At 68.7% G+C, this 23,344-nt stretch carries 21 protein-coding genes; 20 read left to right on the forward strand and 1 reads right to left on the reverse strand.

Features of this window, described 5'->3' with window-relative positions:
* Window positions 1-51 precede the first annotated feature (51 nt).
* The 20 genes from SK803_RS41570 (at window position 52) to pcaB (ending at window position 21,905) form a co-directional block, all read left to right on the forward strand.
* Entirely contained in the window at window positions 52-1,698 is a 1,647-nt protein-coding gene (locus SK803_RS41570) for an aldehyde dehydrogenase family protein (protein ID WP_319971720.1), read from the forward strand.
* A gap of 11 nt (window positions 1,699-1,709) precedes the next feature.
* Window positions 1,710-2,813, forward strand: coding sequence for an acyl-CoA dehydrogenase family protein (locus SK803_RS41575; RefSeq protein ID WP_319971754.1), 1,104 nt, complete (start codon window positions 1,710-1,712; stop codon window positions 2,811-2,813).
* Complete coding sequence (locus SK803_RS41580; RefSeq protein ID WP_319971721.1) at window positions 2,813-4,054, forward strand: aspartate aminotransferase family protein; 1,242 nt, start codon at window positions 2,813-2,815, stop codon at window positions 4,052-4,054. Before SK803_RS41575 ends, SK803_RS41580 begins: the two co-directional genes overlap by 1 nt.
* A gap of 28 nt (window positions 4,055-4,082) precedes the next feature.
* Window positions 4,083-4,568, forward strand: a complete 486-nt coding sequence (locus tag SK803_RS41585) for a type II toxin-antitoxin system RatA family toxin (RefSeq protein WP_319971722.1) — start codon at window positions 4,083-4,085, stop codon at window positions 4,566-4,568.
* 23 nt (window positions 4,569-4,591) lie between these two features.
* Window positions 4,592-4,834: an acyl carrier protein gene (locus SK803_RS41590; RefSeq protein ID WP_319971723.1), complete on the forward strand. Its 243-nt coding sequence runs from the start codon at window positions 4,592-4,594 to the stop codon at window positions 4,832-4,834.
* Complete coding sequence (locus SK803_RS41595) at window positions 4,831-6,060, forward strand: beta-ketoacyl-[acyl-carrier-protein] synthase family protein (protein ID WP_319971724.1); 1,230 nt, start codon at window positions 4,831-4,833, stop codon at window positions 6,058-6,060. Before SK803_RS41590 ends, SK803_RS41595 begins: the two co-directional genes overlap by 4 nt.
* 9 nt (window positions 6,061-6,069) lie before the next feature.
* On the forward strand, window positions 6,070-6,885 hold the full coding sequence (fabI, locus tag SK803_RS41600) for an enoyl-ACP reductase FabI (protein ID WP_319971725.1): 816 nt from the start codon (window positions 6,070-6,072) through the stop codon (window positions 6,883-6,885).
* The gene (locus SK803_RS41605; RefSeq protein ID WP_319971726.1) at window positions 6,882-7,361 is read left to right on the forward strand and encodes a MaoC family dehydratase; all 480 of its coding nucleotides are present in this window, start codon (window positions 6,882-6,884) and stop codon (window positions 7,359-7,361) included. Before fabI ends, SK803_RS41605 begins: the two co-directional genes overlap by 4 nt.
* A 59-nt stretch (window positions 7,362-7,420) precedes the next feature.
* Window positions 7,421-8,251: a helix-turn-helix transcriptional regulator gene (locus SK803_RS41610; RefSeq protein ID WP_319971727.1), complete on the forward strand. Its 831-nt coding sequence runs from the start codon at window positions 7,421-7,423 to the stop codon at window positions 8,249-8,251.
* Window positions 8,252-8,373: 122 nt separating this feature from the next.
* A complete protein-coding gene (locus tag SK803_RS41615) occupies window positions 8,374-10,638 on the forward strand; it encodes an MMPL family transporter (RefSeq protein WP_319971728.1) in 2,265 nt (754 codons plus the stop codon).
* Between the two features lie 156 nt (window positions 10,639-10,794).
* Complete coding sequence (locus SK803_RS41620; protein WP_319971729.1) at window positions 10,795-11,493, forward strand: response regulator transcription factor; 699 nt, start codon at window positions 10,795-10,797, stop codon at window positions 11,491-11,493.
* Complete coding sequence (locus tag SK803_RS41625) at window positions 11,493-12,374, forward strand: sensor histidine kinase (RefSeq protein ID WP_319971730.1); 882 nt, start codon at window positions 11,493-11,495, stop codon at window positions 12,372-12,374. Before SK803_RS41620 ends, SK803_RS41625 begins: the two co-directional genes overlap by 1 nt.
* A gap of 69 nt (window positions 12,375-12,443) precedes the next feature.
* Complete coding sequence (locus SK803_RS41630) at window positions 12,444-13,562, forward strand: acyl-CoA dehydrogenase family protein (RefSeq protein ID WP_319971731.1); 1,119 nt, start codon at window positions 12,444-12,446, stop codon at window positions 13,560-13,562.
* Window positions 13,563-13,589: 27 nt separating this feature from the next.
* Window positions 13,590-14,621: an SDR family oxidoreductase gene (locus SK803_RS41635; protein WP_319971732.1), complete on the forward strand. Its 1,032-nt coding sequence runs from the start codon at window positions 13,590-13,592 to the stop codon at window positions 14,619-14,621.
* Window positions 14,618-15,880 carry an aspartate aminotransferase family protein gene (locus SK803_RS41640; protein ID WP_319971733.1) on the forward strand — a complete coding sequence of 421 codons (1,263 nt, stop codon included), beginning with the start codon at window positions 14,618-14,620 and terminating at the stop codon, window positions 15,878-15,880. The genes SK803_RS41635 and SK803_RS41640 overlap by 4 nt, the downstream gene beginning before the upstream one ends.
* Before the next feature lie 2 nt (window positions 15,881-15,882).
* Window positions 15,883-16,359, forward strand: a complete 477-nt coding sequence (locus tag SK803_RS41645) for a type II toxin-antitoxin system RatA family toxin (RefSeq protein ID WP_319971734.1) — start codon at window positions 15,883-15,885, stop codon at window positions 16,357-16,359.
* 9 nt (window positions 16,360-16,368) lie between these two features.
* Window positions 16,369-16,875 carry a flavin reductase family protein gene (locus SK803_RS41650; RefSeq protein WP_319971735.1) on the forward strand — a complete coding sequence of 169 codons (507 nt, stop codon included), beginning with the start codon at window positions 16,369-16,371 and terminating at the stop codon, window positions 16,873-16,875.
* Window positions 16,876-16,886: 11 nt separating this feature from the next.
* Window positions 16,887-18,560 carry a class I adenylate-forming enzyme family protein gene (locus SK803_RS41655; RefSeq protein WP_319971736.1) on the forward strand — a complete coding sequence of 558 codons (1,674 nt, stop codon included), beginning with the start codon at window positions 16,887-16,889 and terminating at the stop codon, window positions 18,558-18,560.
* A 31-nt stretch (window positions 18,561-18,591) separates the two neighbouring features.
* The gene (locus SK803_RS41660; RefSeq protein WP_319971737.1) at window positions 18,592-20,526 is read left to right on the forward strand and encodes an FAD/NAD(P)-binding protein; all 1,935 of its coding nucleotides are present in this window, start codon (window positions 18,592-18,594) and stop codon (window positions 20,524-20,526) included.
* On the forward strand, window positions 20,523-21,905 hold the full coding sequence (gene pcaB, locus SK803_RS41665) for a 3-carboxy-cis,cis-muconate cycloisomerase (RefSeq protein ID WP_319971738.1): 1,383 nt from the start codon (window positions 20,523-20,525) through the stop codon (window positions 21,903-21,905). Before SK803_RS41660 ends, pcaB begins: the two co-directional genes overlap by 4 nt.
* Here the strand turns inward: pcaB and SK803_RS41670 are convergent.
* Complete coding sequence (locus tag SK803_RS41670; RefSeq protein ID WP_319971739.1) at window positions 21,892-23,319, reverse strand: molybdopterin-dependent oxidoreductase; 1,428 nt, start codon at window positions 23,317-23,319, stop codon at window positions 21,892-21,894. The two genes, pcaB and SK803_RS41670, sit on opposite strands and share 14 nt — an antisense overlap.
* Window positions 23,320-23,344 lie beyond the last annotated feature (25 nt).

Below are 23,344 nucleotides of genomic sequence, written 5' to 3' on the forward strand. Positions count from 1 at the left end.
GATGTATCTAGCGAAGCGCAATACCCCACTGTGGTGCGGGACTCAGGACCGATGAGAGGCAGCAGGATGAAGACGGTGCCGACCTACGCGTCGTTCGTCGGCGGGCAGGACATCGCCTCCGACCGCCACCTCTACACCGTGAGCGCACGTTCGGTGCTGGAAGACGTGTTCTCCGCACTGACGCTCAAGCGGAAGCTGGACTCCGGCGCTGCCGACCCGGCCGAGTTCGCCGATCGGATCGTCGGACGATGCGCTGCCGCAGAAAACGACGTCAACGAGGCCGCGCTGCGTGCAGCTGCTGAAGCCGCGCCGATCTGGGCGGCGACTCCGCTGCGCACGCGGCTCGAGGGCATGGCGATGATCCGGGAGCGCGTCCGCGCCCGTCACGACGAGATCGTCGACACGCTGATCGCCGAGGGCAACCCGCGGCTGCTCGCGCAGTGGCAGGTGTCCGGCATGCTGACCGCGGCGAGCGACGACATGCTGAGCTGGTTCGAAACGCAGCTGTGCCAGGAGTTCACGGCCGGGCCGCGCCGGTTGTTCGTGCGCCGGGTCGCCGACGGCGTGGTGTGTGTGAACCCGCCCCAGAACGCCCCGGCGTCGAGCGCGCTTCTCGGCTGCATGTCCTTGCTCGCAGGCAATGCGATCGTCGTCCGAGCACCGCGCAGCGCGCCGCTCGGTGTGATGTACCTGCTGCGCGAGTTCGTCGCGCCGGTGCTGGAGGAGCTCGGCGCACCTCCCGGCACGCTCAACGTGTTCTGCGCGCGACCGGGCCGCACCATCGACACCTGGCTGGAAAGCCCGCTGGTGAACGACATCTTCTACACCGGCAGCGTCGAGCGCGGCCTTGAGGTCGAACGCAGATGCATCGAGGCAGGCAAGAAGCCGATCCTGGAGCTCAGCGGCAACGACTGCGTGGTCGTCTGGCACGACGCGGACATCGAGCTGGCAGCTCAGGCGCTCACCGAGGCGTTCTACGGCTCCGGCCAGATCTGCATGGTGCCCAATCAGGTCGTGGCACATCCGCGCATCGCCGACGAACTCCTCGCCGCGCTGGACGCCGCCCTGCAGAAGGTGAAGCCCGGATACCCGGACGAGGACGGTGTGCTGCTGTCCCCGGTCATGCGCACGGAAAGGTTCTTCGGCTATGTACGTGACGCGCTGGAGCACGGCGCCAAGCTCGTGCGCGGCGGAAGGCGGCTGGAAGTCGACGGCACACCCTCCGACACCGGGATGTTCCTGGAACCCACGGTGCTGCGCGTGGATGGCCTTGTGGACTGCCGAGACATCGAAATGGTCCGCGAGGAGACCTTCTTCCCCCTCCTCCCGGTCGTCGTCCCGGCGGAAGCGGAGGACCACGGCCTGCTCGACGACGTGATCGCGTTCGTCGAGAGCAACCGCTACGGCCTGCGCAACTCGTTGTGGAGCAAGGCCCCTGCGGTGATCGACGAGTTCGTCCGGCGAGTCCGCAACGGCGGCCTGCTCAAGATCAACGACTCGCACATCGGCTTCGCCCCCTACCTCCCGACCCACGGCGGCACCGGTCTCACCGGTGGCGCCTTCGGCGAGGCCAACTACCCGGCCCTGCGGACCTCCCACCTGCAGGGCGTGTCGATCGCCGAGGGTGTCCGGCCCCTCGAAGCGGTCTTCGACTCGTACCGCCTCGTCGCCGGCGTTCCCGCCCAGAACAAGGAGTAGCAGTGCAGTTCATGGAGATCGACCGGACCACGCTTGACCGCCTCCTGCCGGGTCTGCGCAAGCGGCTCGCCGAGGTGTCGCTGACCGAGCTGGAGTCGGAGAAGAACCCCGGCATCGAGATCTTCCGCACCCTCGGTGGCACGAACCTGCTGGTGCCGAAGGAACATGGCGGTCTTGGCGCTGACGCCCTCGACGCCGTCCGGGTCATGCGTGCGCTCGCCGCCGTTGCCCCGTCCACGGCCGTCGCCACGATGATGCACCAGTTCTCGGTCAGCACGATGGTGGCCGCGGTGTCCTTCGGTGCCGAGAGTGGTGTGAACCCGGCGCTGCTGGACAGCATCACGCAGAACCAACTGCTGCTGTCGTCCGCCTTCGCGGAAGGCCGAACCGACCAGGACATCCTGCAGCCGACGATGACGGCGACGCCGGTCGAGGGCGGGTTCCTGGTCAGCGGCACCAAGAAGCCGTGCAGCCTCTCGCGGTCGATGAACCTGATGACGGCCAGCGTCGCCCTTCCGCCGGAGCACAGCATCACCGGCCTGGGCATCGCGGTGATCCCTGCCGACGCCGAGGGCCTTTCGGTGCACCCGTTCTGGTCGAGCTTCGTGCTGGCCGGCGCGGAGAGCGACGAGGTTCGGCTCACCGACGTGTTCGTGCCCGCCGAGCAGATGGTCGCGCCGCCGATCGAGCAGGCGATCATGCTGCAGATGACCGGGCTGGTGCACTTCCAGCTGTCCGTCAGCGCGGCCTACACGGGTATCGCGAGTGCACTGGTGCAGCAGGTGTTGGAGCGCGGCCGCGGATCTGTCACCGACCGTGCGGATCTCGCAGTGCGCATCGAATCGGCGGCGTTGGCCACCGAGGCCGTGGCACGTCAGCTGATCGCCGGCGACCCGATCCACACCACGCTCGCGGCGGCTCAGGTCGCGAGGTTCGGGGCGCAGCAAACGATCGGCGAGGTCGTCAACCGTGCGGTCGAGTTGCTGGGCGGCATGGCCTACGTGTCCTCTTCGGACATCGCGTACTTGGCCGCCGCGTCACACGGCATCTCCTTCCACCCGCCGTCGCGCAGCAGTGCCGCTTCTTCGATCGTCGACTACTTCACGGCCGGATGATGACCAGCGTCGCGAGCGAGACGTTGCGCCGTTACCGGGCGCACCTCGGAAAAGGCCGCGCGGCACTCGCCGAGCTGCTCGGCGGGGAGGCGGAGGTCGCCTCGTCCGGCGCCTGGGTACACACCGACACCGGCCGCAAGCTGCTGAACTGCGGCGGCTACGGCGTGCTGATCATGGGCTCGCGGCACCCCAGGGTCGTCGAGGAGGTGACAGTCCAGCTCGCCACCCACCCGGTGTCGACGCGGCTGTTCCTCGAACCGTCGATGGGCCGCGCCGCCGAGGTGTTGACGTCGGTTGTGCCGGACGGGCTCACGAAGGTGCACTTCGCGAACTCCGGCACGGAAGCCGTCGAGGCAGCGGTGAAGATGGCGCGCAGCAAGGGAAAGCGCAAGCTGATCTCGGCGCACGGCGGCTACCACGGCAAGACGCTGGGAGCCCTGAGTCTCACGGCGAAGGACACGTTCCAGCGCCCGTTCCAGCCGCTCCTGCCGGACGTCTCCCACGTTGCCTACGGCGACGCGGATGCTGTCCGTGCCGAACTCTCGGCATCGCCGGGGGAGTGCTGCGTCGTGCTGGAGCCCGTCCAGGGCGAGGCCGGCGTCGTGATCCCACCCTCCGGGTACCTCAAAGAGATTTCGGCTCTGTGCCAGGAGTTCGGAGCCTTCTTCGTGCTCGACGAGATCCAGACCGGCATGGGCAGGCTCGGCAGCTGGTGGGGTGCTGACGCCGAGTCGATCACACCGGACGTCCTGCTCACGGGCAAGGCACTCGGCGGAGGACTGCTGCCGGTCTCGGCCGCGGTCGCCACCGAGGACGCCTACAGCGAGTTCGACCGCGACCCGTTCCTGCACACCTCGACGTTCTCCGGCAGCCCGCTGGGGATGGCGGCCGTCATCGGCGCCATCGCCGCGGTGCAGGAGGACGGGCTGGTCGAACGCGCACGCCACCTCGGAGCGGAACTCCTGCCGGAGCTGCGCAACGTCGTCACCCGCGTGCTCGGCGACCACGTGCGAGACGTCCGCGGTGAAGGCCTGCTGATCGGGCTGGAGTTCGCCACGCCCGACGTGCCGACGCTGCTGATGGTCGACCTGGTCGCCGAAGGCGTGGTCGCCAACCACTCGCTCAACGAGGGGCACGTCCTGCGCTTCACCCCGCCCGCCGTGCTGACCGGTTCGGACGTCGCGTTCTTGCTGGACGCGGTGGAGCGGGCCGCCACCAAGGTCGCGCGCTGGTGCGACTGATGAGGAGTTTCTGAATGAGGAGCCCAGAATGAGGTCGATCGAGCTCAGGGCGGCGGTGCCCGCGTGCGCGCCGGCCGATGCCTTCGAGCGGCTCAGCGACTTCAGCCGATTTCCCGAGCTGTGCGAGGAAATCAGGTCGATCACGCAGCACCCGGCCGGTCCCGGCGAGCCCCGGCACACCGACTGGTCCGTGGAGTTCCGCCAGGGCCTGCTGAGCTGGACCGAGCGCGAGACCTTCGACCACGAGGGCCTGCGCGTCGAGTTCACCCAGATCGACGGCGACTTCGCCGACTTCTGCGGCACCTGGCAGGTCGCCGCGTCCGGTGACGGCAGCGAGATCGTCTTCGAGGTCACCTACGACTTCGGGATCGAGAGCCTCGCCGGCGCCATGGACCCGATCGCCGAACGCCTGCTGCTGCGCGTGGTCGGCGACATCCTGGACGGCCTGTTCGACGGCGTCGTGCTGGCCAGGGGCACCGATCCCGAGGCGTTGAGCCTCGCCAAGTCCGAGTAACCACCAGAACGAGGGTGACCATCATGTCAACGACCATCGACCGTCTCTCCGCCGTGCTCGTCTCGCGTTTCGGCATCACCGAGGGCGAGGTCAGCTCCGACTCGAAGCTGACCGACCTCGACCTCGACTCGCTGGCCCTGATCGAGCTGGGCATGGTCGCCGAGAAGGAGTTCGGCATCAAGATCAGCGAAGAGGACGTCTCGCCCAGCGACACCATCGCCAAGGTCGCGAGCCTGATCGACGGCAAGGTCGGAGTCGCCGGATGAGCGGCACCTTCGACGTCGCGGTGACCGGGGTCGGCCTGGTCACCTCGGCGGGAATCGGCGTGCAGGCTTCCTGGGAACGCATCCTGCGCGGCGAGTCCACCGCGACCACCGATCCCGGCCTGTCCGGGATCGGGTTGCCGGTGGACTTCAGCTGCCGCGTGCCGGACTTCAACGCGGCCGAACTGCTGGACCGCCGCAGCGCGTGGCGCCAGGAGCGCTTCACCCACCTGGCGCTCTACGCGGCACGGGAAGCCGTCGCCGACGCGAAGCTGGACCCGGCCACCTGGGACGGCGCCAGGGTCAGCGTGATCATGGGCAACGCGCTCGGCGGCACGCCGACGTACGAGGCCCAGCTCACCGCGCTGCGCGAGGACGGCGTGTCCGCGGTGACGCCGATGCTCATCCCGATGATCGGGCAGGGCGGTTCCACCGGGTTCGTCTCGATGGACTGCGGCGCACGCGGCCCGAGCTGGAGCGTGTCCTCGGCCTGCGCGTCCGGTGTCACCGCGCTGGGTACGGCACGTGACCTGCTGCAGAAGGGCATCTGCGACGTGGTGATCGCGGGCGGTTCCGAGTCGGCGCTCAGCCCGCTCATCACCGCCGGCTTCGCCCGGATGGGCGCGATGTCGACCCGCTGTGACGACCCTTCGGCCGCTTCCCGGCCGTTCGACGTCGACCGCGACGGCTTCGTCGCCTCCGAGGGCGCGGGCGTGCTCGTGCTGGAACGGCTGGACGACGCGCTGGCCCGTGGCGCCCACGTGCGCGCCAAGCTCAGCGGCTACGGCTCGACCTCGGACGCGTTCCACGTCAGCGCACCGCGACCGGACGGCTCCGGTGCCGAGGCCGCCATCCGGATGGCCCTCGCCGACGCGGGAGTGAGCCCGGACGAGGTCGACCACGTCAACGCCCACGGCACGTCGACACCGCTCAACGACCTCAACGAGGCCAAGGTCGTGCGCCGGATCTTCGGCGACCGCCCTGTCGTCACGTCGGTCAAGGGCAGCGTCGGTCACTCCCTAGGCGGCGCCGGCGCGATCGAGTCCGTCTGCGCGGTGCTGTCGGTCGAACAGGGCCTCGTCCCCGCCACGGCGAACCTGGAGAACCAGGACCCGCAGATCGAGCTGGACATCGTCACCAAGGCGCCGCGCCGGATGCCGGTGAACGTCGCCATCAACAACTCGTTCGGCTTCGGCGGCGCCAACGCCGTCGTCGTGTTCACCAAGTAGGGGAACACCATGCTGCTCAAGGACAAACGGATTCTTGTGACCGGTGTCCTCACCGAGGACTCCATCGGATACGCGGTCGCGCGGATGGCTCAGGAGGCGGGTGCGGAGGTCGTGCTCACCGGGCACGGCAAGGCACTGCGGCTCACGAAGCTCACTGCGGACCGGCTGCCCGAGCCGTGCGACGTCCTGGAGATGGACGTGGTCGAACGGGACCAGGTCGACGCCGTCGTCGCCGACCTGGAACAGCGGTGGGGTGCGGTCGACGGCGTCGTGCACGCCATCGGGTTCGCTCCCGCCACCGCGCTCGGCGGCGGCTTCCTCACTGCGCCGTGGGAGGACGTCGCCACGGCGTTGCAGATCTCCACCTACTCCTTCGCCACGCTCGGCGCCGCTTTCGGACCGCTGCTCGCCAAGTCCGGCAGCGGGTCGCTGGTGGGCATCGACTTCGACGCCCGCCAGGTGTGGCCCGGCTACGACTGGATGGGAGTGGCGAAGGCGGGACTGGAGAGCTGCAATCGCTACCTCGCCTACGACCTCGGTCGCGACGGCACCAGGGTGAACCTGGTGGCGGCGGGCCCGCTGCACACCGTGGCGGCCCGATCCGTACCTGGGCAGAAGCTGCTCGAGGAGCTGTGGGGCGACCGGGCACCGCTGGGCTGGGACGTGCGCGACGCCGAGCCGGTCGGCCGGGTCGTCTGCTCGCTGCTCTCGGACTGGATGCCATCGGTCACCGGCGAGCTCATCCACGTCGACGGCGGCGCGCACGCCATCGCCACCAGCGTGTCCGGCACCTGGCTGAACCGGAAGACGGAGAACACCGAATGAAGCGCTACAGCTCACCCGCCGAGATGATCGCCGAGGTCGGCACGACGCTGGGAACCAGCACCTGGTGGCTGGTCGACCAGCAGATGATCAACACCTTCGCCGACCTCACCGGCGACCCGCAGTGGGTGCACGTCGACGAGGTGCGGGCGAAGGAAGGACCGTTCGGAGCCACGGTCGCGCACGGCATGCTGACCATCTCGCTGGCAGTGTCCCAGCTCGCCGAAATCGTCGAGGTCGGCGGCACGGACATGCTGCTCAACAAGGGCATGGACCGGCTGCGGTTCTCGGCTCCGGTCACGGCGGGCACGCGGATCCGCACCACCGCCGAGCTGGTGTCGGTCACACCGCGGATCCGCGGCTTCACCGAGATCGTCTTCGGCGTCAGCGTCGAGGTCGAGAACACGGGCAAGGTGGCGTTGACGGCGCAGGTGCGCGCGTTCGCGCACGTCGCTGAATCGGACGAATCGACCGTCTGATGTGCGCCCCTGCCACAATGGTGCCCACATGCGGCGACCGGCGTGGACAGGGGAGGCTGATGGCGGACGACACCTGGAGTGGTGGGTTCGGCTTCATCCGGCCGGGGTGGCAGCTCTACCTCGGCGCGGTCGGTCACGCGGCCGAGCACGCTCACCACGCGATCCAGATCGTCGTCGCCGACGGCCAGATCGAGCTCCAGGACGGCGAGGGCCGGCGGCGGCGCTGCCAGTCCGCCGTGATCCCGGCGAACGAGCCGCACGCCATCGTCGAGGGAAACCCGCGCACGGTGATGCTCTACCTCGAACCGGAGAGCACCACCGGCCGGGAACTCGTCGCCCGTGGCGTCTCGTCCTCGTCCGTCGCGTCCTGGGCCGATTCCGCTCGAACGTTGACACCCGCGCTGCTCGGCAACGACGACCAGGAGCCGGAAGCGCTGGTGTGCCGGATCTTCGGTGCGCTCGGTGTGGACTGCCGGGTCGTGACCGGTGTCGTCGGCCATCCGGTGCTGGAGGACGCGATCCAGTACCTGCCGACGATCATCAGCGGCCCGGTGTCGCTGGCCGAGGTGAGCGCCGCGGTGGGCATCTCGGACAGTCGGCTGCGCCACCTGTTCGCGTCCGAGATCGGCCTGTCGTTCCGGCGATACGTGCTGTGGCTGCGGCTGCAGCGCGCTGTCGAGTCGGTGCTCGGTGGTTCCACGCTGACCGAGGCCGCGCACACCGCGGGTTTCACCGACTCCGCACACCTCACCAACGTCACCCGCCGCACCTTCGGCCTGGCACCGTCGCTGCTTGCCAGGGCGGTGTCGCCGCATCCTCCGAGTGAGGACTGCGAGAAGGTGACCGTGGGATGCATGGACGTCCCGGAACGGCACAACCACACCCGTTAGTGGGTGTACCCCTGGTGGGTATAGCCGTTTCTTACAAGTCTCGGGACGGGCCGCGCCCGCAGACTTCTGTCATCGGGTGACGATCGCCCGCTCGCAGGAGTTTCACCGAGGAGTGAGCAGAAATGGAAGCGGACCAGAAGGAGCGTGAGGCGCCGCCCGGCATCAGCAAGGGCGCGAAGCGCTCACTGCTGGAACGCATCGGACACGGCGTCTTCCGGCGCCGGATCCTGGTGCTGGTCGCCGTGGTCGTCGCGATCGGACTCGCGCTGCCGTTCGGCTCGGACGTCACGGAACGCCTGTCCGAAGGCGGGATCACCGCGACCAACGCGGAGGCGACCCGCGCCGACAACATCCTGAACAAGGACTTCAAGGCAGGAGCACCACATCTGGTGTTCCTCGTGAAGACGCCGGGCTCCGTCGAGGACCCCGCCGCGGTCAAGTTCGGCACGGAGCTCACCGACCGGCTCGCCAAGGAATCCGGTGTGGTGCAGGCGGAGTCGTTCTGGAGTCTGAACGGCGCGCCGCCGCTTCGAGGTGAGGACAGCAAGTCCGCGATGGTGCTCGTCCGGCTCGCCGGCGACGAGAACGAGGTCAGCAAGGCGACCACGCGCATCGTGCCGAACATCGTCGGCAAGCGCGACGGGTTCACCGTCGAGGCGACCGGTGTCGCGCAGGTCCGGGCCGAGGTCAACACCCAGAGCGACGAGGACCTGGTGCGGGCCGAGCTCATCGCCGCGCCGCTCACGTTGCTGATCCTGCTGCTGGTGTTCCGCGGTGTCATCGCCGCGCTGACGCCGCTCGCGGTGGGTGGCCTGGCGGTGGTCGGCGCGCTCGTCATGTTGAAGGTGTTCAACATGATGGTGCCGGTGTCGGTGTTCGCCGTGAACATCACAATCGCGCTCGGGCTCGGCCTCGCCATCGACTACAGCCTCTTCATCCTCACGAGATTCCGAGAGGAGCTGGCGAGCGGATCCGATGTGAAGGAAGCGATCGGTACAACGGTGCGTACCGCCGGCCGCACAGTCGTCTTCTCCGCGCTGACCGTCGCGGTATCGATGTCGTCGCTGTTGTTGTTCCCCATGAACTTCCTGCGCTCGTTCGCCTACGCAGGTATCTCCGTCGTGGCGCTGGCGGCGCTGGGCGCGGTGGTCGTACTGCCCGCCCTGCTGTCGGTGCTCGGACGCAAGGTCGACGCGCTGAGCCTGCAGGGCCTGTTCAGATCACGGAAGAAGGCGGCGCAGACGGACGGCAGCGGTGGCTTCTGGCACCGCTGGTCGCTGATCGTGATGAAGCGGCCGGTGCCGTTCTTCCTGATCGTGACGGCCCTGCTGCTCGTCGTGGGATCGCCCTTCCTGGGCGCGAAGTTCGGCGAGTCGGACGACCGCGTGCTGCCGCCCGATGCGCCCGCACACGTTGCCGCGCAGTACATCCGCGACAACTACGCGAGCAAGGAGGACTCGCCGCTCACCGTGGTGCTGCCGGGCGTGCCCGCGCAGGCCGACTCCACGAAGATCGGCGACTACGCCACCAAGCTCTCCCAGATCGGCGGCGTCACCAGGGTCGACGCCGCCACCGGTTCGTACATCAAGGGCGAGCAGGTCGCACCACCGGACCCGAGTTCGGCGAGGTTCGACGCGCAGGTGGGCACCTGGGTGTCGATCATCTCCGAGCCCGAGCCGTACTCGCCGCAGGGTGGCGACCTGGTGGCGAAGGTACGAGACCTGCCGTCGCCGTCCACGGACCGGTTGGTCGGCGGTCAGGCCGCGCAGCTGGTGGACGCGCGTGTGAACGTCGGCGGTGCGTTGCCATGGGTGTTGCTGTTCATCGCGGTGACCACGTTCATCCTGCTGTTCCTGTTCACCGGAAGCCTGCTGATCCCGTTGCAGGCCATCTTCATGAACCTGCTCAGCCTCACCGCCACGTTCGGGGCGATGGTCTTCATCTTCCAGGAAGGCCACCTGCGCTGGTTGGTCGGCGATTTCATCGTCACCGACAACGTCAACATCCGAATGCCGATCCTGATGTTCTGCGTGGCGTTCGGTGTGTCGATGGACTACCAGGTGTTCATGTTGTCGCGCATCAAGGAACACCACGAGCTCACCAGTGACAACGTGGCGTCGGTCGCGTGGGGCCTCGAGCGGGTGGGCCGGTTGGTGACAGCGGCCGCAGTGATCGTCGCGGTCGTGCTGTTCGCCTTCGCGACCTCTGGGCTGACCCCGGTGAAACTGCTCGGGGTGGGCCTGGCGATCGCGGTGATCGTGGACGCGACGCTGATCAGAGGTGCGCTCATGCCCGCACTGATGCGCATGTGCGGCAACGGCAACTGGTGGTTGCCGGGATGGCTCCGCGCGTTCCACAACAAGTTCGGGTTGTCGGAAGCGCGGTAGCGGAACCGGGGCCGGCTCTCTTCCTTCCCCAAGGACCCCTGGGAGAGCCGGTCCCGGACCCGCTTGTTCACGAGTGCTGACAAATCCGCCTCTGGCGCTTCGATACTGACTGGTGCGGCCCTCCTGTGCCGCACCAGCCGGAAAAGGGGCGACGGAGTGCGGATCTTGCTCATCGAGGACGACGACCACGTCGCGGACGCGTTGCGTGAGGCACTGGTCCGGTTTGGGCACACCACCGACCACATCACCCAGGGCGCCGAGGCGGTGGGCGCCGCCGAACAGGCCGACTTCGTCCTGCTCGACCTGGGCCTGCCCGACCTGGACGGCCAGGAAGTCTGCCACCGTCTGCGCGAGTCGTCGCAGGTGCCGATCATGGTGCTGAGCGCGCGGACCGAGGAGATCGACCGGGTGTTGCTGCTGCAGGCCGGCGCGGACGACTACCTGGTGAAGCCGTTCAGCACCCGTGAGTTGGTGGCGAGAATCGACGCGGTCAGCAGGAGATCGCTGCGGACCGCCGTGGCGATCGAGCCGGGGCAGTCGGACAGCCCGATCCAGCTCGGTCCGCTGTCGGTGGAGCCGAGAACCCGCAAGGCCAGTGTGGACGGTCGATCGATCGCGTTGACCCGCAGGGAGTTCGATCTCCTGCTGGCGTTGCTGGCCGACCCAGGCGCTGTGCGGCACCGGGAAGACCTGATCAACGAGGCGTGGGACCCGAACTGGCACGGCTCGACTCGGACGCTCGACGTCCACGTCAGCTCGTTGCGAACCAAGCTCGGGCACCGAGACTGGATCACCTCGGTGCGAGGTGTGGGTTTCCGCCTCGCCGTACCCGCTGCGATGTCGACAGGATCCTGATGAGCTACACCGTTCTCGCTCTGCTGCTCGTAGTGGTCGGACTCTTCGCGGGAGCGGTGGTACTGGTAAGGCGCCTGCGTCGTGTGCGCGGTGTACTGGAAGAGTTCACCGCGGGCAACTACACGCCGCGGCTCCCACTGTCCGGCTCGCTCGTCGCTGCGGTCAACAGCCTGGGCGATCGCCTGGTCGAGCTGCACGACTCGCAGCGGTCGTTCGTGGCCGATGCCTCCCACCAGCTGCGCAATCCCCTGGTGGCATTGCGGTTGCGGCTGGAGAACCTGGAACCGCACGTTCTGCCGGAAGGTCTCGGCAAGATGGAGAGCGCCCTGCGCGAGGCCACCAGGATGAGCCTGATCCTCAACGCCCTGATGACACTCGCCAGAGGTGAGGGGCGTGCCCACGCGGTGCAGCCAGTGGACATCGCCGCCGTGCTGGAAGACCGGATGGCCTCTTGGAGGCCGATCGCGGCGATAGCGGGTGTCGACCTCTTCATCAAGCCGTGCACGGGTTTGTGGGCGAACGCGCTGCCCGCCGCCGTCGATCAGATCCTCGACGTGTTCATCGACAACGCCCTGCGCGTTTCTCCGGTGGGGTCGACGATCGAGCTGTTCGCGGAGTCGTCACTGCACCAGGTTCGGCTGTTCTGCCGTGACGAGGGACCTGGCATGAACCCGGCCGACGCGGCGCGCGCGTGCGAACGTTATTGGCGTGGCACGCAAAGACGTGACACCGACGGCGCCGGCCTTGGGTTGTCGATCGCCGCCGGCCTGGCACGAGCCAGTGACGGTTGGCTCGCCCTCAATCCTGCGCCTGGCGGCGGAACGGATGCCGTCCTCGTACTGCGCACCGCTCAGTCCACTGTGGATGACAGAGAAGTTTAAGCAATCCCTTACAAAAGGCTGTTGCTGTCCTGGGTAGACGCTGCACCGTCGGTTTCTAGTGTTGTTGGCATGCAGTACTTGCGACGCGAACGAGACCAGCTGGAGCGCTTGCTTCCCGGACTGGACGACGCTCTGGCGGACGTACCGCTCGCCGAGCTGGAGCAGCAGGGCGGTCCCGGCATCGGCCTGTTCCGCGACCACGGGGGCGCCGCGCTGCTGGTGCCGAACGAGCACGGGGGCCATGGCGCGGATCTGCTGACGATGGTGCGTGTGCAACGCGCACTCGGCGCACGGTCGCCATCGGTCGCGGTGGCCACCACCATGCACCACTTCTCGGTGGCCTCGCTGGCCGAGACGGCTCGCACGAGCAGCGGCATGGAATGGCTGCTGCTGTCCGCGATCGCCAAGGACAACCTCCTGCTGGCCTCCGCGTTCGCCGAGGGCCGCACGGGGCAGCACATCCTCTCGCCGTCGATCGTGGCACGTGTCGACGGCGGCAAGGTGTTCCTGAACGGCAGCAAGAAGCCGTGCAGCCTCGCCAGGTCGATGAACCTGATCACCGCGTCGGTGTCGCTGCCAGGGCCGGACGGCACGTCGCAGCTCGCCGTGGCCCTGGTTCCGGCGGACGCGCCCGGCGTCTCGGTCAAGCCCTTCTGGACCAGCCCGGTGCTCGCGGGTGCTGAGAGCGACGAGGTGGTCCTCACCGACGTCGAGGTGCCCGAGGAGCTCGTCGTCCGGACCGGCGTGACGTCCGATGGACAGCTCGACCATCTGCAGACCGTGGGGTTCGTGTGGTTCGAGCTGCTGATGACCGCGAGCTACCTGGGCGTGGCATCGGCGCTGGTGGAGCGCGTGCTTCAGGTCGACAAGGTCGACGCCCGGCTGCGGGCCGACGTGGTGAGTGCACTGCAGGCGGCGATGCTGGCCGTCGAACGCGTCGCGAGCCAGGAGCCCGATCACGACTCCCTCGCTGACGCACTCGCCGTCCGGTACGCCGCTCAGGACGCGATCGACCAGGTCGCCGGCCGCTGCGTGGAGGCGTTGGGTGGCATGGCCTTCATCGGCTCCGGTGACGTCGCCTACCTCAACTCCGCGTGCCGCGCGCTGGCTTTCCACCCGCCCGCCCGTGCCCGCATGTCCGGCGCGTTGCTCGACCGGCTTCGCGGTGAACCGCTGCGCATCCCGTAGCCCGACAGACATCAGGTGAGTGAACTCGTGACATCGCAACAGACCATCCTTCTCACCGGCGCCTCCGGTGTCGTGGGCACCGCGCTGCTGCCGAAGCTGGCCCGGCATCGGGTCATCTCCATGGTGCACAAGCAGGTCCCGCCCGGTTCCACCGAGCACGTCCGCGGTGACCTCGGCGCGCCGGACCTGGGCTTCGATCCGGCGGTCGCACGCCGGCTGGCGGCCGAGGTCGACGTGGTCGTGCATTGCGCGGCCGTCACCGACTTCGGTGCGGGCGCCACGGCCACGGATGGCCTCAACGTGGCGGGCACGCTGAACGTGCTGGACTTCGCGCGCAGGGCCGACGCGACCGTGCACTACCTGAGCACCGCGTTCGTGGCTCGCGACGGCATGACCCGCGGTCGCACGAACGAGGGTGGCGCTGATCCTGCCGACTACCTGACCTCGAAGCTCGCGGCAGAGCAGCTCGTCCGGGACAGCGGTGTGGCCGCGACGATCGTTCGGCCGTCGGTCGTGATCGGTGACAGCGAGACCGGCGCCATCTCGAAGTTCCAGGGTCTGCACTCGCTGGCGCTCGCCGTGCTCAAGGGCGCACTGCCGCTCCTGCCGCTGGACCAGCGCGCGCACATCGACTTCGTGCCCCAGGACCACCTGGCGAACGCGCTCACGGCGTTGATCGACACCGAGACGCGCGCGGGGGAGTACTGGGTCACCGCGGGTGAAGCCGCGCTGTTCACCCAGGCGATGATCGACATCGTCACGGACGAGGCTGAGCGGGCCGGGTTGTCGCTCGTACCGCCTCGCCTGGTGGAGCCGGACATGGTGGACCGGCTGGTGCGGCCGGTGTTCATCGACCCGCTGCCCAAGGGCGTGCGCCGCCGGTTCGACGACATGCTCGCGATGACCGCCCTGTTCGCGGGCGCGGACTTCTTCCCGTGCAGTGCGATCCCTGGCGTGACGCCGCTCGACGAAGACCGGCTGACCGACGCGTTCCGCAATTCCGTGCGCTACCTCGCGGTGGAAAAGGGACTCGCGCGTCCGGGAACGGAAGCGGCATGACCGAGCTGGACGTCCCTGAGCTTTACCGCCGGCACCTGAGCAGTGGCCGCGCCGGGCTCGCCCAGTTCACCGGTGGGCACCTGGAGACGGACTCCGCGGGCGCTCGAGTGCACGCGAGCGGGCACGAGTACCTGGACTGCGGCGGTTATGGGGTCTTCCTGCTCGGTCACCGGCACCCGGTCGTCACGAGTGCGGTGATCGAGCAGATCGGGCGCAACCCGATGGCCACCCGCCTGCTGCTCGAACCCACCGCGGCCGTCGCCGCGCAGGCGCTCGCCGCCGTCACACCCGAGGGACTGGACCGCATCCACTTCGTCAACTCGGGCGCGGAGGCGGTCGAGGCGGCCATCAAGTTCGCTCGCGCACAAGGCAGAAAGACACTCATCTCCGCTGTCAACGGGTACCACGGCAAGACCACGGGCGCGCTGAGCCTGACCGCGCGGGAGGTTTACCAGCAGCCGTTCCGCCCGCTGCTTCCTGACGTCCTGCACGTGCCGTACGGGGACGCGTCGGCGATCGCGGAAGTGCTTGCCGGGCAACCGAACCGTGCGTGCGTGGTGCTGGAGCCGATCCAAGGCGAGGGTGGTGTTGTCCTGCCTCCGCCGGGTTACCTGCGCGAGGTGGCACAGCTGTGCGCCGAATACGGCGCGCTGTTCGTGCTGGACGAGGTGCAGACCGGTCTCGGCCGGCTCGGTACCTGGTGGGGTGCCGACCGTGAAGACGTCGTGCCGGACGTGCTGCTGGTGGGCAAGAACCTCAGCGGTGGCGTGATTCCCGTGGCTGCCGCGGTGACCACCGACGAGATCTACGCGCCGTTCGACAAGGACCCGCTGCTGCACACCTCGACGTTCGCCGCGTCGCCGGTGGCCATGGCCGCCGCTGCCGCCACCGTCTCGGTGATCGCGGAGGAGGGGCTGGTCGACAGGGCTCGCGAGCTCGGCGATCACCTGCTCCTGAACCTGCGGTCGATCGTCGACCGCGAAGTGCCGCATCTCGGTCTGGACATCCGGGGTGCCGGCCTGTTGATCGGCGTCGAGGCCCCAAGTGCCCACATCGCTGGAGACCTGGCCCTCGAACTGCTGTCGCAGCGCGTCCTGGTCAACCACTCGCTCAACGCCAGCACGGTGCTCCGGCTGACCCCGCCCGCCGTGTTGACCGAAGCCGATCTCGACTGGCTGTTCACCGCGTTCGTCGTCGCCCTGAAGGCGGTCGGCGCACGCCACAGGGGTACCGCCGCCACCCTCGAAAGGACTTCCTGACCATGCCAGCCGTACGTGTGGAGACACTCGTCCCCGTCGCCGACGCCGACTTCGTGTTCTCCCGGATCAGTGACTTCCCCCGGTACGCCGACCACACCCACGCCGTGCGAGAGATCCGGGTCGAACAGGGTGCCGACGGTGCCGTCGTGTCCGACTGGTCGGTCAACTTCCGCAACGGCGTCATGCGGTGGCAGGAGAGCGACCGCATCGACCCGATCGCCCGGACCGTGGAGTTCGACCAGCTCAAGGGCGACTTCGTCGGCTTCAGCGGTAGCTGGCGCGTCGATCAGGTGGGCGCGGACGTGACGCTGCGCTTCGACGCCGAGTTCGACCTCGGCATGCCGAGCCTCGCGCCGATCATCGACCCGATCGCCGCACATGCGTTGCGCGACAACATCGAGGCGATCATCCGCGGCCTGCTCGGTGAGCACGTCGTCTTCCTCGCGGACGACGAGTCCGAGCCGGCCAAGGTCGGTTAGGCCACGCCGATGCGCTCATCCGCGCCCGTCGAACACGGCAGCCGGTTCCGGGACGTCTGCGCCGCGCTGCCCGCGGCTGTTTGCGTCGTCACCGGAACCGGACCGCAAGGCCTGTACGGCGCCACGGTGTCCTCGATGTGCTCAGTGTCGCTCGACCCGCTGATCGTGCTGGTGTGCCTGGACAACCGCTCGTCCACGCTCGCCGCGATCGTCAGGAGCGGCTCCTTCGCCATCAACGCGCTGCACGCCGGACAGGATGCCATCGCCTCCCGGTTCGCGTCCCGTGTGGACGGTGCCGCCAAGTACCAGGGCGTCCCGCACCGGATCCAGGACGGTGTACCCGTGCTCGACGACGCGCTCGGCTGGTTCGTGTGCGAGGTCGCCGAGGTGCACCGCAGCGGTGACCACACCATCCTGACCGGCCTGGTGCACGCGGTCGGCGGTGGCGATGGTGAGCCGCTTCTTTGGCACAGAAGGACTTTTCGCGGGCTCGCGCCCGAGGACCCCTCCAGTTGACAGGTGGAACGATGACGAACAAGCCCGACTTCCTCACCAACTACGCCCCGACCTGGGGGCGTCGCAGGCTCACCCCGTTCTCCCGAGTGCCCGCGACCGCCCGTCTCGGCGATGTGTGGCAGACCGCTGCTGCCCGAGGCGGATCCCGCACGGTCACCGTGGACCGCGCCGCCGACATCGACCCGAACGGGCCGCTGCAGCGCACCTACGCGGGATGGGCCGAGCTGGTCGACGACGCGGCCGCCTGGCTCTACGAGGCCGGCGTCCGCGAGTGGGACCGCGTGGCGATCATGAAGTCGAACCACCTCGACGTCGCGCTGCTGGCGTGTGCGGCGGCGCGGATCGGCGCGGTGCCGGCCCAGCTGGCCTGGACGCACCCGCCGGAGTTCGCACTGCCGATGCTCGCCCGGCTGCAGCAGCCGTTCCTGGTGACCGACCAGGTGCGTCTGGTCCAGTGCGGACTCGACGAGCACGCCCTGGCGACGCTGGTGAAGCGGACGATCGTCGTCGACGGCAGCGACCGCACGGATGTCGTGGCGCTCGACGACCTGCGCGGTGCCGCCAAGGCGAAGCCGAAGCTGCGCGGCCTGGACGAGCCGATGGTCATCACGCACACCTCGGGCACCACCGGCGTGCCGAAGCTCGTCATGCACTCGGCCACCACCGCGCACGCCCTGTCGCTGGTCGAGGCCGAACGGTGGCCCGGTGCGGCGCTGCAGGCCGAGGACACGATGGCGCTCGCCGACCCGTTCTGTCACCAGCGCCTCAGCACCGGCATGCTCGCCATGGCCACGATCACCCCGACGATGCTGATGCTGTCGGACCCGCAGTCCGAGCAGGCGCTCAAGCTCATCCGCGACAACCGCCCGACCGTCGTCGAGACGCTGCCGAACATCTACCTGTACTGGGAGCAGTTCGCCCAGGAGGCGTCACGGCCGCTGCGCAACGTGCGGCTCTACGTCAACTCGTTCGACGCGATCCACACCCGCACCATCCGCACGTTCCTGAACGCCACCGACCACAAGCGCCCGATCTGGGTGCAGTCGTGGAGCCAGAGCGAGGCGGGCGCGATGGTGATCCGCCCCTACAGCCGCAAGTCGGTGGCCAAGCGCGGTCACCGTCCGCCGCCCACCCAGGTCCTCGGCTGGCCGATCCCTGGGCTGTGCAAGGCGCGTGCCGTCGACCCGGAGACCGGCAAGAAGGTGCCCGCGGGCCAGGTCGGCCTGATCGAGATCAAGCAGCCGGGCCGCTGCCTCGCCTACGTCGGTGAGCAGGACCGCCACGAGCTCAAGACCAACGGCTTCTGGTGGAACACCGGAGATCTCGGTGTCGTGAGCAGGCTCGGTGCGGTGCGCCTGGTCGACCGTGAGATCGACCGCATCCCCGGTGCCAGCGCGATCGAGCTCGAGGACGTGCTGCTCGACCGGCTGCCACTGACCACCGAGGTCGTGATCCTGCCGTCCGGCGGCCAGCTGCCCGTTCCGGTGCTGAGCACGCAGAACGACGAGCCGCTGGCCAAGTCGGACTGGGCGCGGGCGACCGCGGACCTGCCGGCGCTCGCCGAGCCGATCCAGATCAAGTGGGAGGAGTTCCCCCGCACCGCGACCTGGAAGATCCGCCGTGTCCAGCTGCGCGAGCAGCTGCTCGACGGTGCTTCCGCGCTCGGCATCGGCCGCTGGACCTAAACGTCCGCGAAGCAACGGGGACACCATCGCGATGAGCATCCATCTCACTCAACTCACCGTGGCGCCGCTGGGCGTGCGGGAAACCGTCGAGATCGGCCTGGTCGGAGTCGGACCGCGCGGTCTCTCGGTGCTGGAACGTCTGTGCGCAAACGCCGGGCAGACACCTGACCGCTCCGTGAAGATCCATCTCGTCGATCCTCACATCGGTGCCGGCGGGCGGGTGTGGCGGGCGGACCAGTCGCGGCACCTGTTGATGAACACAGTCGCCTCCCAGGTGACGATGTTCGTCGACGAGAGCGTCGACTGCGCCGGTCCCGTGGTGGCAGGCCCGAGCCTGCACCAGTGGGCGCGCGTCGTCGCGCTCTTCCTGCCGGGGCTGCCCGTGTGGGTGCGTGAAGAGGCGCTGGGACTCGGTCCGGACACCTATCCCACCAGGGCGTTCTACGGGCACTACCTGCGCTGGGTGTTGAACCACGTGATCAAGTCGGCGCCCGCCAATGTCTCCGTCGTCTGCCACGCCGACCAGGCCGTCGACCTGGTGGACGACGAGGGCGGGCTGCAGACGGTGATGCTGGAGTCTGGCGACCACCTGGTCGGACTGCACGCGGTGATCCTCGCGCTCGGGCACCTGGGCGTCGTGTCGACGCCTGCGGAGAAGAGCCTCGCCGGGTACGCCCGGCGAGAGGGGCTGCACTACGTCGAGCCGGGCAACCCGGCCGATGCCGATCTCGACGGGATCGCCGCGGGGGAGCCGGTCATCCTCCGCGGCATGGGCCTCAACTTCTTCGACCACCTCGCGATGCTCACGGCGGGACGTGGCGGTGTGTTCGTGCGTGAGGACCACGGTCTGCGCTACGAGCCGTCCGGTTCGGAGCCGGTGCTGATCGCGGGCTCCCGGCGGGGCATTCCGTACCACGCTCGCGGCGAGAACCAGAAGGGTCCGTTCGGCAGGCACATGCCGTTGTTCCTGACCGAGGAGCGCATTGCCCGCATGCGTGCGTCCGGGCAGCTTGATTTCCTCACGGACATCTGGCCTTGGGTCGACCGCGAGGTGCGGTCGGTCTACTACGCGGCTTTGGTGACGGAACGTGGCGACGACGCCGCGAAGTTCATCCAGGAGTTCGTGTCCACTGAGGACGAAGAACGCCTGCTGCACCGCTACGGCTTCGACGAGGACTCGCGGTGGGACTGGGGCGCGATCGCGTTCCCGGATCGCGGCGTCGAGTTCGCCGGCCCGGACGATCATCGCGCCTGGATGCTGTCCTACCTGCGTCAGGACGTGAGGGAAGCCAGGTGTGGCAACGTGAGCGGGCCCTTGAAGGCCGCGCTGGACGTGCTGCGGGATCTTCGCAACGAGGTCCGGCTCCTGGTCGACCATGGTGGTCTCACCGGCGACTCCTACCGTGACCAGCTGGACGGCTGGTACACGCCGCTCAACGCGTTCCTCTCGATCGGCCCGCCGGTGCACCGCATCGAGGAGGCGATCGCGCTGATCGAGGCGGGCGTCCTCACGGTGCTCGGCCCGGACATGGTCGTCGAGTGCGGTGACGACGGTCTTGGCTTCCGCACGTACAGCCCACGGGTGCCAGGCGCGGTGTACCGGGCACGGGCGCTGGTGGAGGCGAGGCTGCCCGAGATCGACGCGCGGCGTACGACCGATCCGTTGCTGTCCCGGCTGTTCATGCGGAAAGCCTGTGCCCTCAACCGGATTCCGAATCGCGATGGTGGCCACTACGAGACCGGCGGGATCGCCGTAGCCGGTCGGCCGTACGCGCTTCTCGACGGTGCGCGGCGGCCACACCCGCGGCGGTTCGCGTTCGGTGTGCCGACCGAAACGGTGCACTGGGCGACGGCGGCCGGCGTGCGGCCCGGCGTCAACTCGGTCATCCTCGGTGACGCTGACGCACTCGCGCGGCAGAGTCTCTCCCTCGCCGAGCAGATGATCACCGAACCGGTGACGGCATGACCACTCGAGGAGTGACGTTGTTCGCGGACACCGGTTTTCTCTCGCCTGGCTGGGCTGACACCGGCGCTGATCACCTGCTCGACGACCGGGCGTGGCTCGCCGCGATGGTCGAGGTCGAACTTGCGCTGGCACGGGCCCAGGTGAAGGTCGGGATCGTGCCGCCCGACGTGCCCGACGCGATCGCGGCAACCGTGGACATGACGCAGTTCGACTGGGAGGGACTGGTTTCTGGTGTGCGCGCCACCGGAAACCCGGCCGTCGTGTTCGTGTCCCAGCTGACGAAGATCGTGGCCGCGACCGATCAACGTGCAGCTGACTACGTTCACCGCGGCAGCACCAGCCAGGACATCCTGGACACGGCCACGATGCTGGTCACACGGCGGGTGCTCGACCGCGTGCACGCCGACCTGTCACGCGTGGCGAGCGCTCTGGCCGGGCTCGCCGGGACGTACCGCGACACCGTCATGGCCGGCCGCACTTTGACGCAGCACGCCGTGCCCATCACGTTCGGGCTCAAGGCTTCGGGTTGGCTCAACTCGGTGATGGACGTGCTCGACCGGCTGGACCGGCTCGCACTGCCGGTGTCGCTGGGTGGCGCGGCGGGGACTCTGGCGGCCTACCAGGAGTTCACCGATGGTGACTGCCTCGACCTGGTCGAACCGTTCGCCGACGAACTCGGGCTCACCGCTCCGCTCGTGCCGTGGCACAGCGCCCGTCTGCCGATCGTCGACATCGGCACGACGCTCGCCGCCGTGACCGGTGTCCTCGGCAAGATCGCGGCCGACGTCGAAGTGCTGACTCGCACGGAGATCGGCGAGCTGGCGGAACCGCAGGCGCCAGGTCGCGGGGCCTCGTCGGCGATGCCGCAGAAGCGAAATCCCGTTTATGTGACAGCGATCCTCACCGCCGCGCGGCAGGTACCTCAGCTGGTGGCGGTGCTGCATCAGAGCATGGTGGTGCCGGACGAACGGTCTGCGGGTGGCTGGCACGCTGAGTGGCAGCCGCTGCGCGAGTGCCTTCGACTTGCCGCCGGCGCCGCTCGGAACGCGGCTGACCTGACGAACGGCCTGTGCGTCTTCCCAGAACGAATGCTCACGAACCTCGCCCTGACCGGCGGAGCGGTCGTGTCCGAGCGGCTCAGCGCGGTGCTGACGCCGTTGCTCGGCAAGAGCGAGGCGAAGGCGTTGCTGACCGAGGCCGCCTTCGCCTCGGCCGACCGACCGGCCGAGTTGCCGGAGATCCTCACGAAGCTGTTGGTGTCACGCGGTCATGAGGTTCCTGACGTGGCTGAACTCTGCGATCCGTCGGCCTACCTGGGGGCTTCCGGACAGCTGGTCGACCGCGTGCTCCAACGGTACGAGGAGGTCAACGTGCGGTGATCGTCACCGTGTGATGACCACCCGCGCCCACCGGGAAAGGCGGACGCGGCACCGAGTCCTGCACGCTGCCGTCAGCGGCCGTGCACCGCGCCCTGATGCGGTGGACGCCGGGGGACAGCTCGAGGTGGACCCGCCATCGACGCCATGCCGCGGGCGCGAGCTCGGCGGCGAGCTCTGCGGGCTGCCAGTTCTGGCCGTCCACCGCCACCTCCACGGCCCGTACTCCCACTGGTGGCGCCCAGGCAACGCCGGTCACCTGAACGGAACCAGCGCTGACACGACGTCGCGGGTGGTCGATGCGGGACAGCGGCCGGACGTGCAGCGGGCCGCGTGTCCATCCACGGGCGTGCCAGTAGTCGGAGTTGGGCGCGGTCTGGATCCGCAGGCAGGTCAACCACTTCGCGCCGGTGTACTGCCCGTAGAGGCCGGGAACGAACACTCGCGCCGGAAAGCCGTGTGCCGCCGTCAGCGTTCGTCCATTGAGCCCGAGCACGACGTAGCCGTGGCTTACGCTGGCCAGTGGGATGCTGCAGTCCCACCCGTCCACGGCCTGCGTGACGAGGTGCCCGTCGAGCGTCGTCGGCGCGGCCTCGTCGAGGATTCTGGTGAGCGGGACGCCGAGCCAGCGGCCGTTGCCCAGCCGGTCCCAGCCCAACCTGTTGTGCACGCAGACCATCGCGGCGTCGAACTCGACCAGCCCGGAATCGACCAGGTCGTCGTGGCTGAGTGACAACTCGTTCGCCACCTCGCCGGTGACGGTGAGCCGCCAACTGTCGACGTCGATGATCGGCGGCCGCATGTTGGCGTCGGTCACGTAGAACTCGTCCACCGGGGTGATCAGCGGCGCCACTCCCGGCCAGTCCTCGGCGCCGTCAATGGCGGGCGGCAAGGGATTGCGGGCGAACAACGGCCTGCCGACGCACGCCACTTCCTCGCGCAGGTGCCACTGAGCAGCCAACGTTCCGGCGATCGCGACGGCGCTGACCGGAAGTGCGGCGCTGGTCTGCGACCTCAGCGTGGCCAGTGTGCTCACAGCGCCCAGGCCAACCGCCGCCGTGGCGACCGACGCTTGGTCGTCTGGGGTTGCCCGGCGCCGGGTCAGCCACCAGCCCGTGGCCGCCACCGCACTCACGACCGCTAGATCGCGCTTGGTGTGGCGCGGCAATCGTCCAAGGGCACCGCCCATCGCCACGACCGCTGCCGCCACCGTTCCCCGGATCACGGGTTTGTCGGACTCTTTCAGCAGTCGCACGACCGGCTCGACCAGCGAACGAGGGCTATGATCGACGACGAACTGGCTGATGGCGTCCAGCGGGGACCGCGATCTCAGCAGGGCGGCGACCGTCTCCGCTGCCGCCAGACCCGACAGCGCCGCTACGAACCCCCGGTTGCCTGATGTACGTCCGCGTCCCATAGTTGCAACATAGGTGTTTCAAATG

Origin of the sequence: Lentzea miocenica (assembly GCF_033949945.1) — a bacterium.
Classification (GTDB): Bacteria; Actinomycetota; Actinomycetes; order Mycobacteriales; family Pseudonocardiaceae; genus Lentzea; species Lentzea miocenica.

Bases quoted from the DNA above. Each gene is read 5' to 3' on its own strand.
- SK803_RS41570 (WP_319971720.1), top strand. From the start codon at position 52: ATGAGAGGCAGCAGGATGAAGACGGTGCCGACCTACGCGTCGTTCGTC.
- SK803_RS41575 (WP_319971754.1), top strand. From the start codon at position 1,710: ATGGAGATCGACCGGACCACGCTTGACCGCCTCCTGCCGGGTCTGCGC.
- SK803_RS41580 (WP_319971721.1), top strand. From the start codon at position 2,813: ATGACCAGCGTCGCGAGCGAGACGTTGCGCCGTTACCGGGCGCACCTC.
- SK803_RS41585 (WP_319971722.1), top strand. From the start codon at position 4,083: ATGAGGTCGATCGAGCTCAGGGCGGCGGTGCCCGCGTGCGCGCCGGCC.
- SK803_RS41590 (WP_319971723.1), top strand. From the start codon at position 4,592: ATGTCAACGACCATCGACCGTCTCTCCGCCGTGCTCGTCTCGCGTTTC.
- SK803_RS41595 (WP_319971724.1), top strand. From the start codon at position 4,831: ATGAGCGGCACCTTCGACGTCGCGGTGACCGGGGTCGGCCTGGTCACC.
- fabI (WP_319971725.1), top strand. From the start codon at position 6,070: ATGCTGCTCAAGGACAAACGGATTCTTGTGACCGGTGTCCTCACCGAG.
- SK803_RS41605 (WP_319971726.1), top strand. From the start codon at position 6,882: ATGAAGCGCTACAGCTCACCCGCCGAGATGATCGCCGAGGTCGGCACG.
- SK803_RS41610 (WP_319971727.1), top strand. From the start codon at position 7,421: ATGGCGGACGACACCTGGAGTGGTGGGTTCGGCTTCATCCGGCCGGGG.
- SK803_RS41615 (WP_319971728.1), top strand. From the start codon at position 8,374: ATGGAAGCGGACCAGAAGGAGCGTGAGGCGCCGCCCGGCATCAGCAAG.
- SK803_RS41625 (WP_319971730.1), top strand. From the start codon at position 11,493: ATGAGCTACACCGTTCTCGCTCTGCTGCTCGTAGTGGTCGGACTCTTC.
- SK803_RS41630 (WP_319971731.1), top strand. From the start codon at position 12,444: ATGCAGTACTTGCGACGCGAACGAGACCAGCTGGAGCGCTTGCTTCCC.
- SK803_RS41640 (WP_319971733.1), top strand. From the start codon at position 14,618: ATGACCGAGCTGGACGTCCCTGAGCTTTACCGCCGGCACCTGAGCAGT.
- SK803_RS41645 (WP_319971734.1), top strand. From the start codon at position 15,883: ATGCCAGCCGTACGTGTGGAGACACTCGTCCCCGTCGCCGACGCCGAC.
- SK803_RS41650 (WP_319971735.1), top strand. From the start codon at position 16,369: ATGCGCTCATCCGCGCCCGTCGAACACGGCAGCCGGTTCCGGGACGTC.
- SK803_RS41655 (WP_319971736.1), top strand. From the start codon at position 16,887: ATGACGAACAAGCCCGACTTCCTCACCAACTACGCCCCGACCTGGGGG.
- SK803_RS41660 (WP_319971737.1), top strand. From the start codon at position 18,592: ATGAGCATCCATCTCACTCAACTCACCGTGGCGCCGCTGGGCGTGCGG.
- pcaB (WP_319971738.1), top strand. From the start codon at position 20,523: ATGACCACTCGAGGAGTGACGTTGTTCGCGGACACCGGTTTTCTCTCG.
- SK803_RS41670 (WP_319971739.1), bottom strand. From the start codon at position 23,319: ATGGGACGCGGACGTACATCAGGCAACCGGGGGTTCGTAGCGGCGCTG.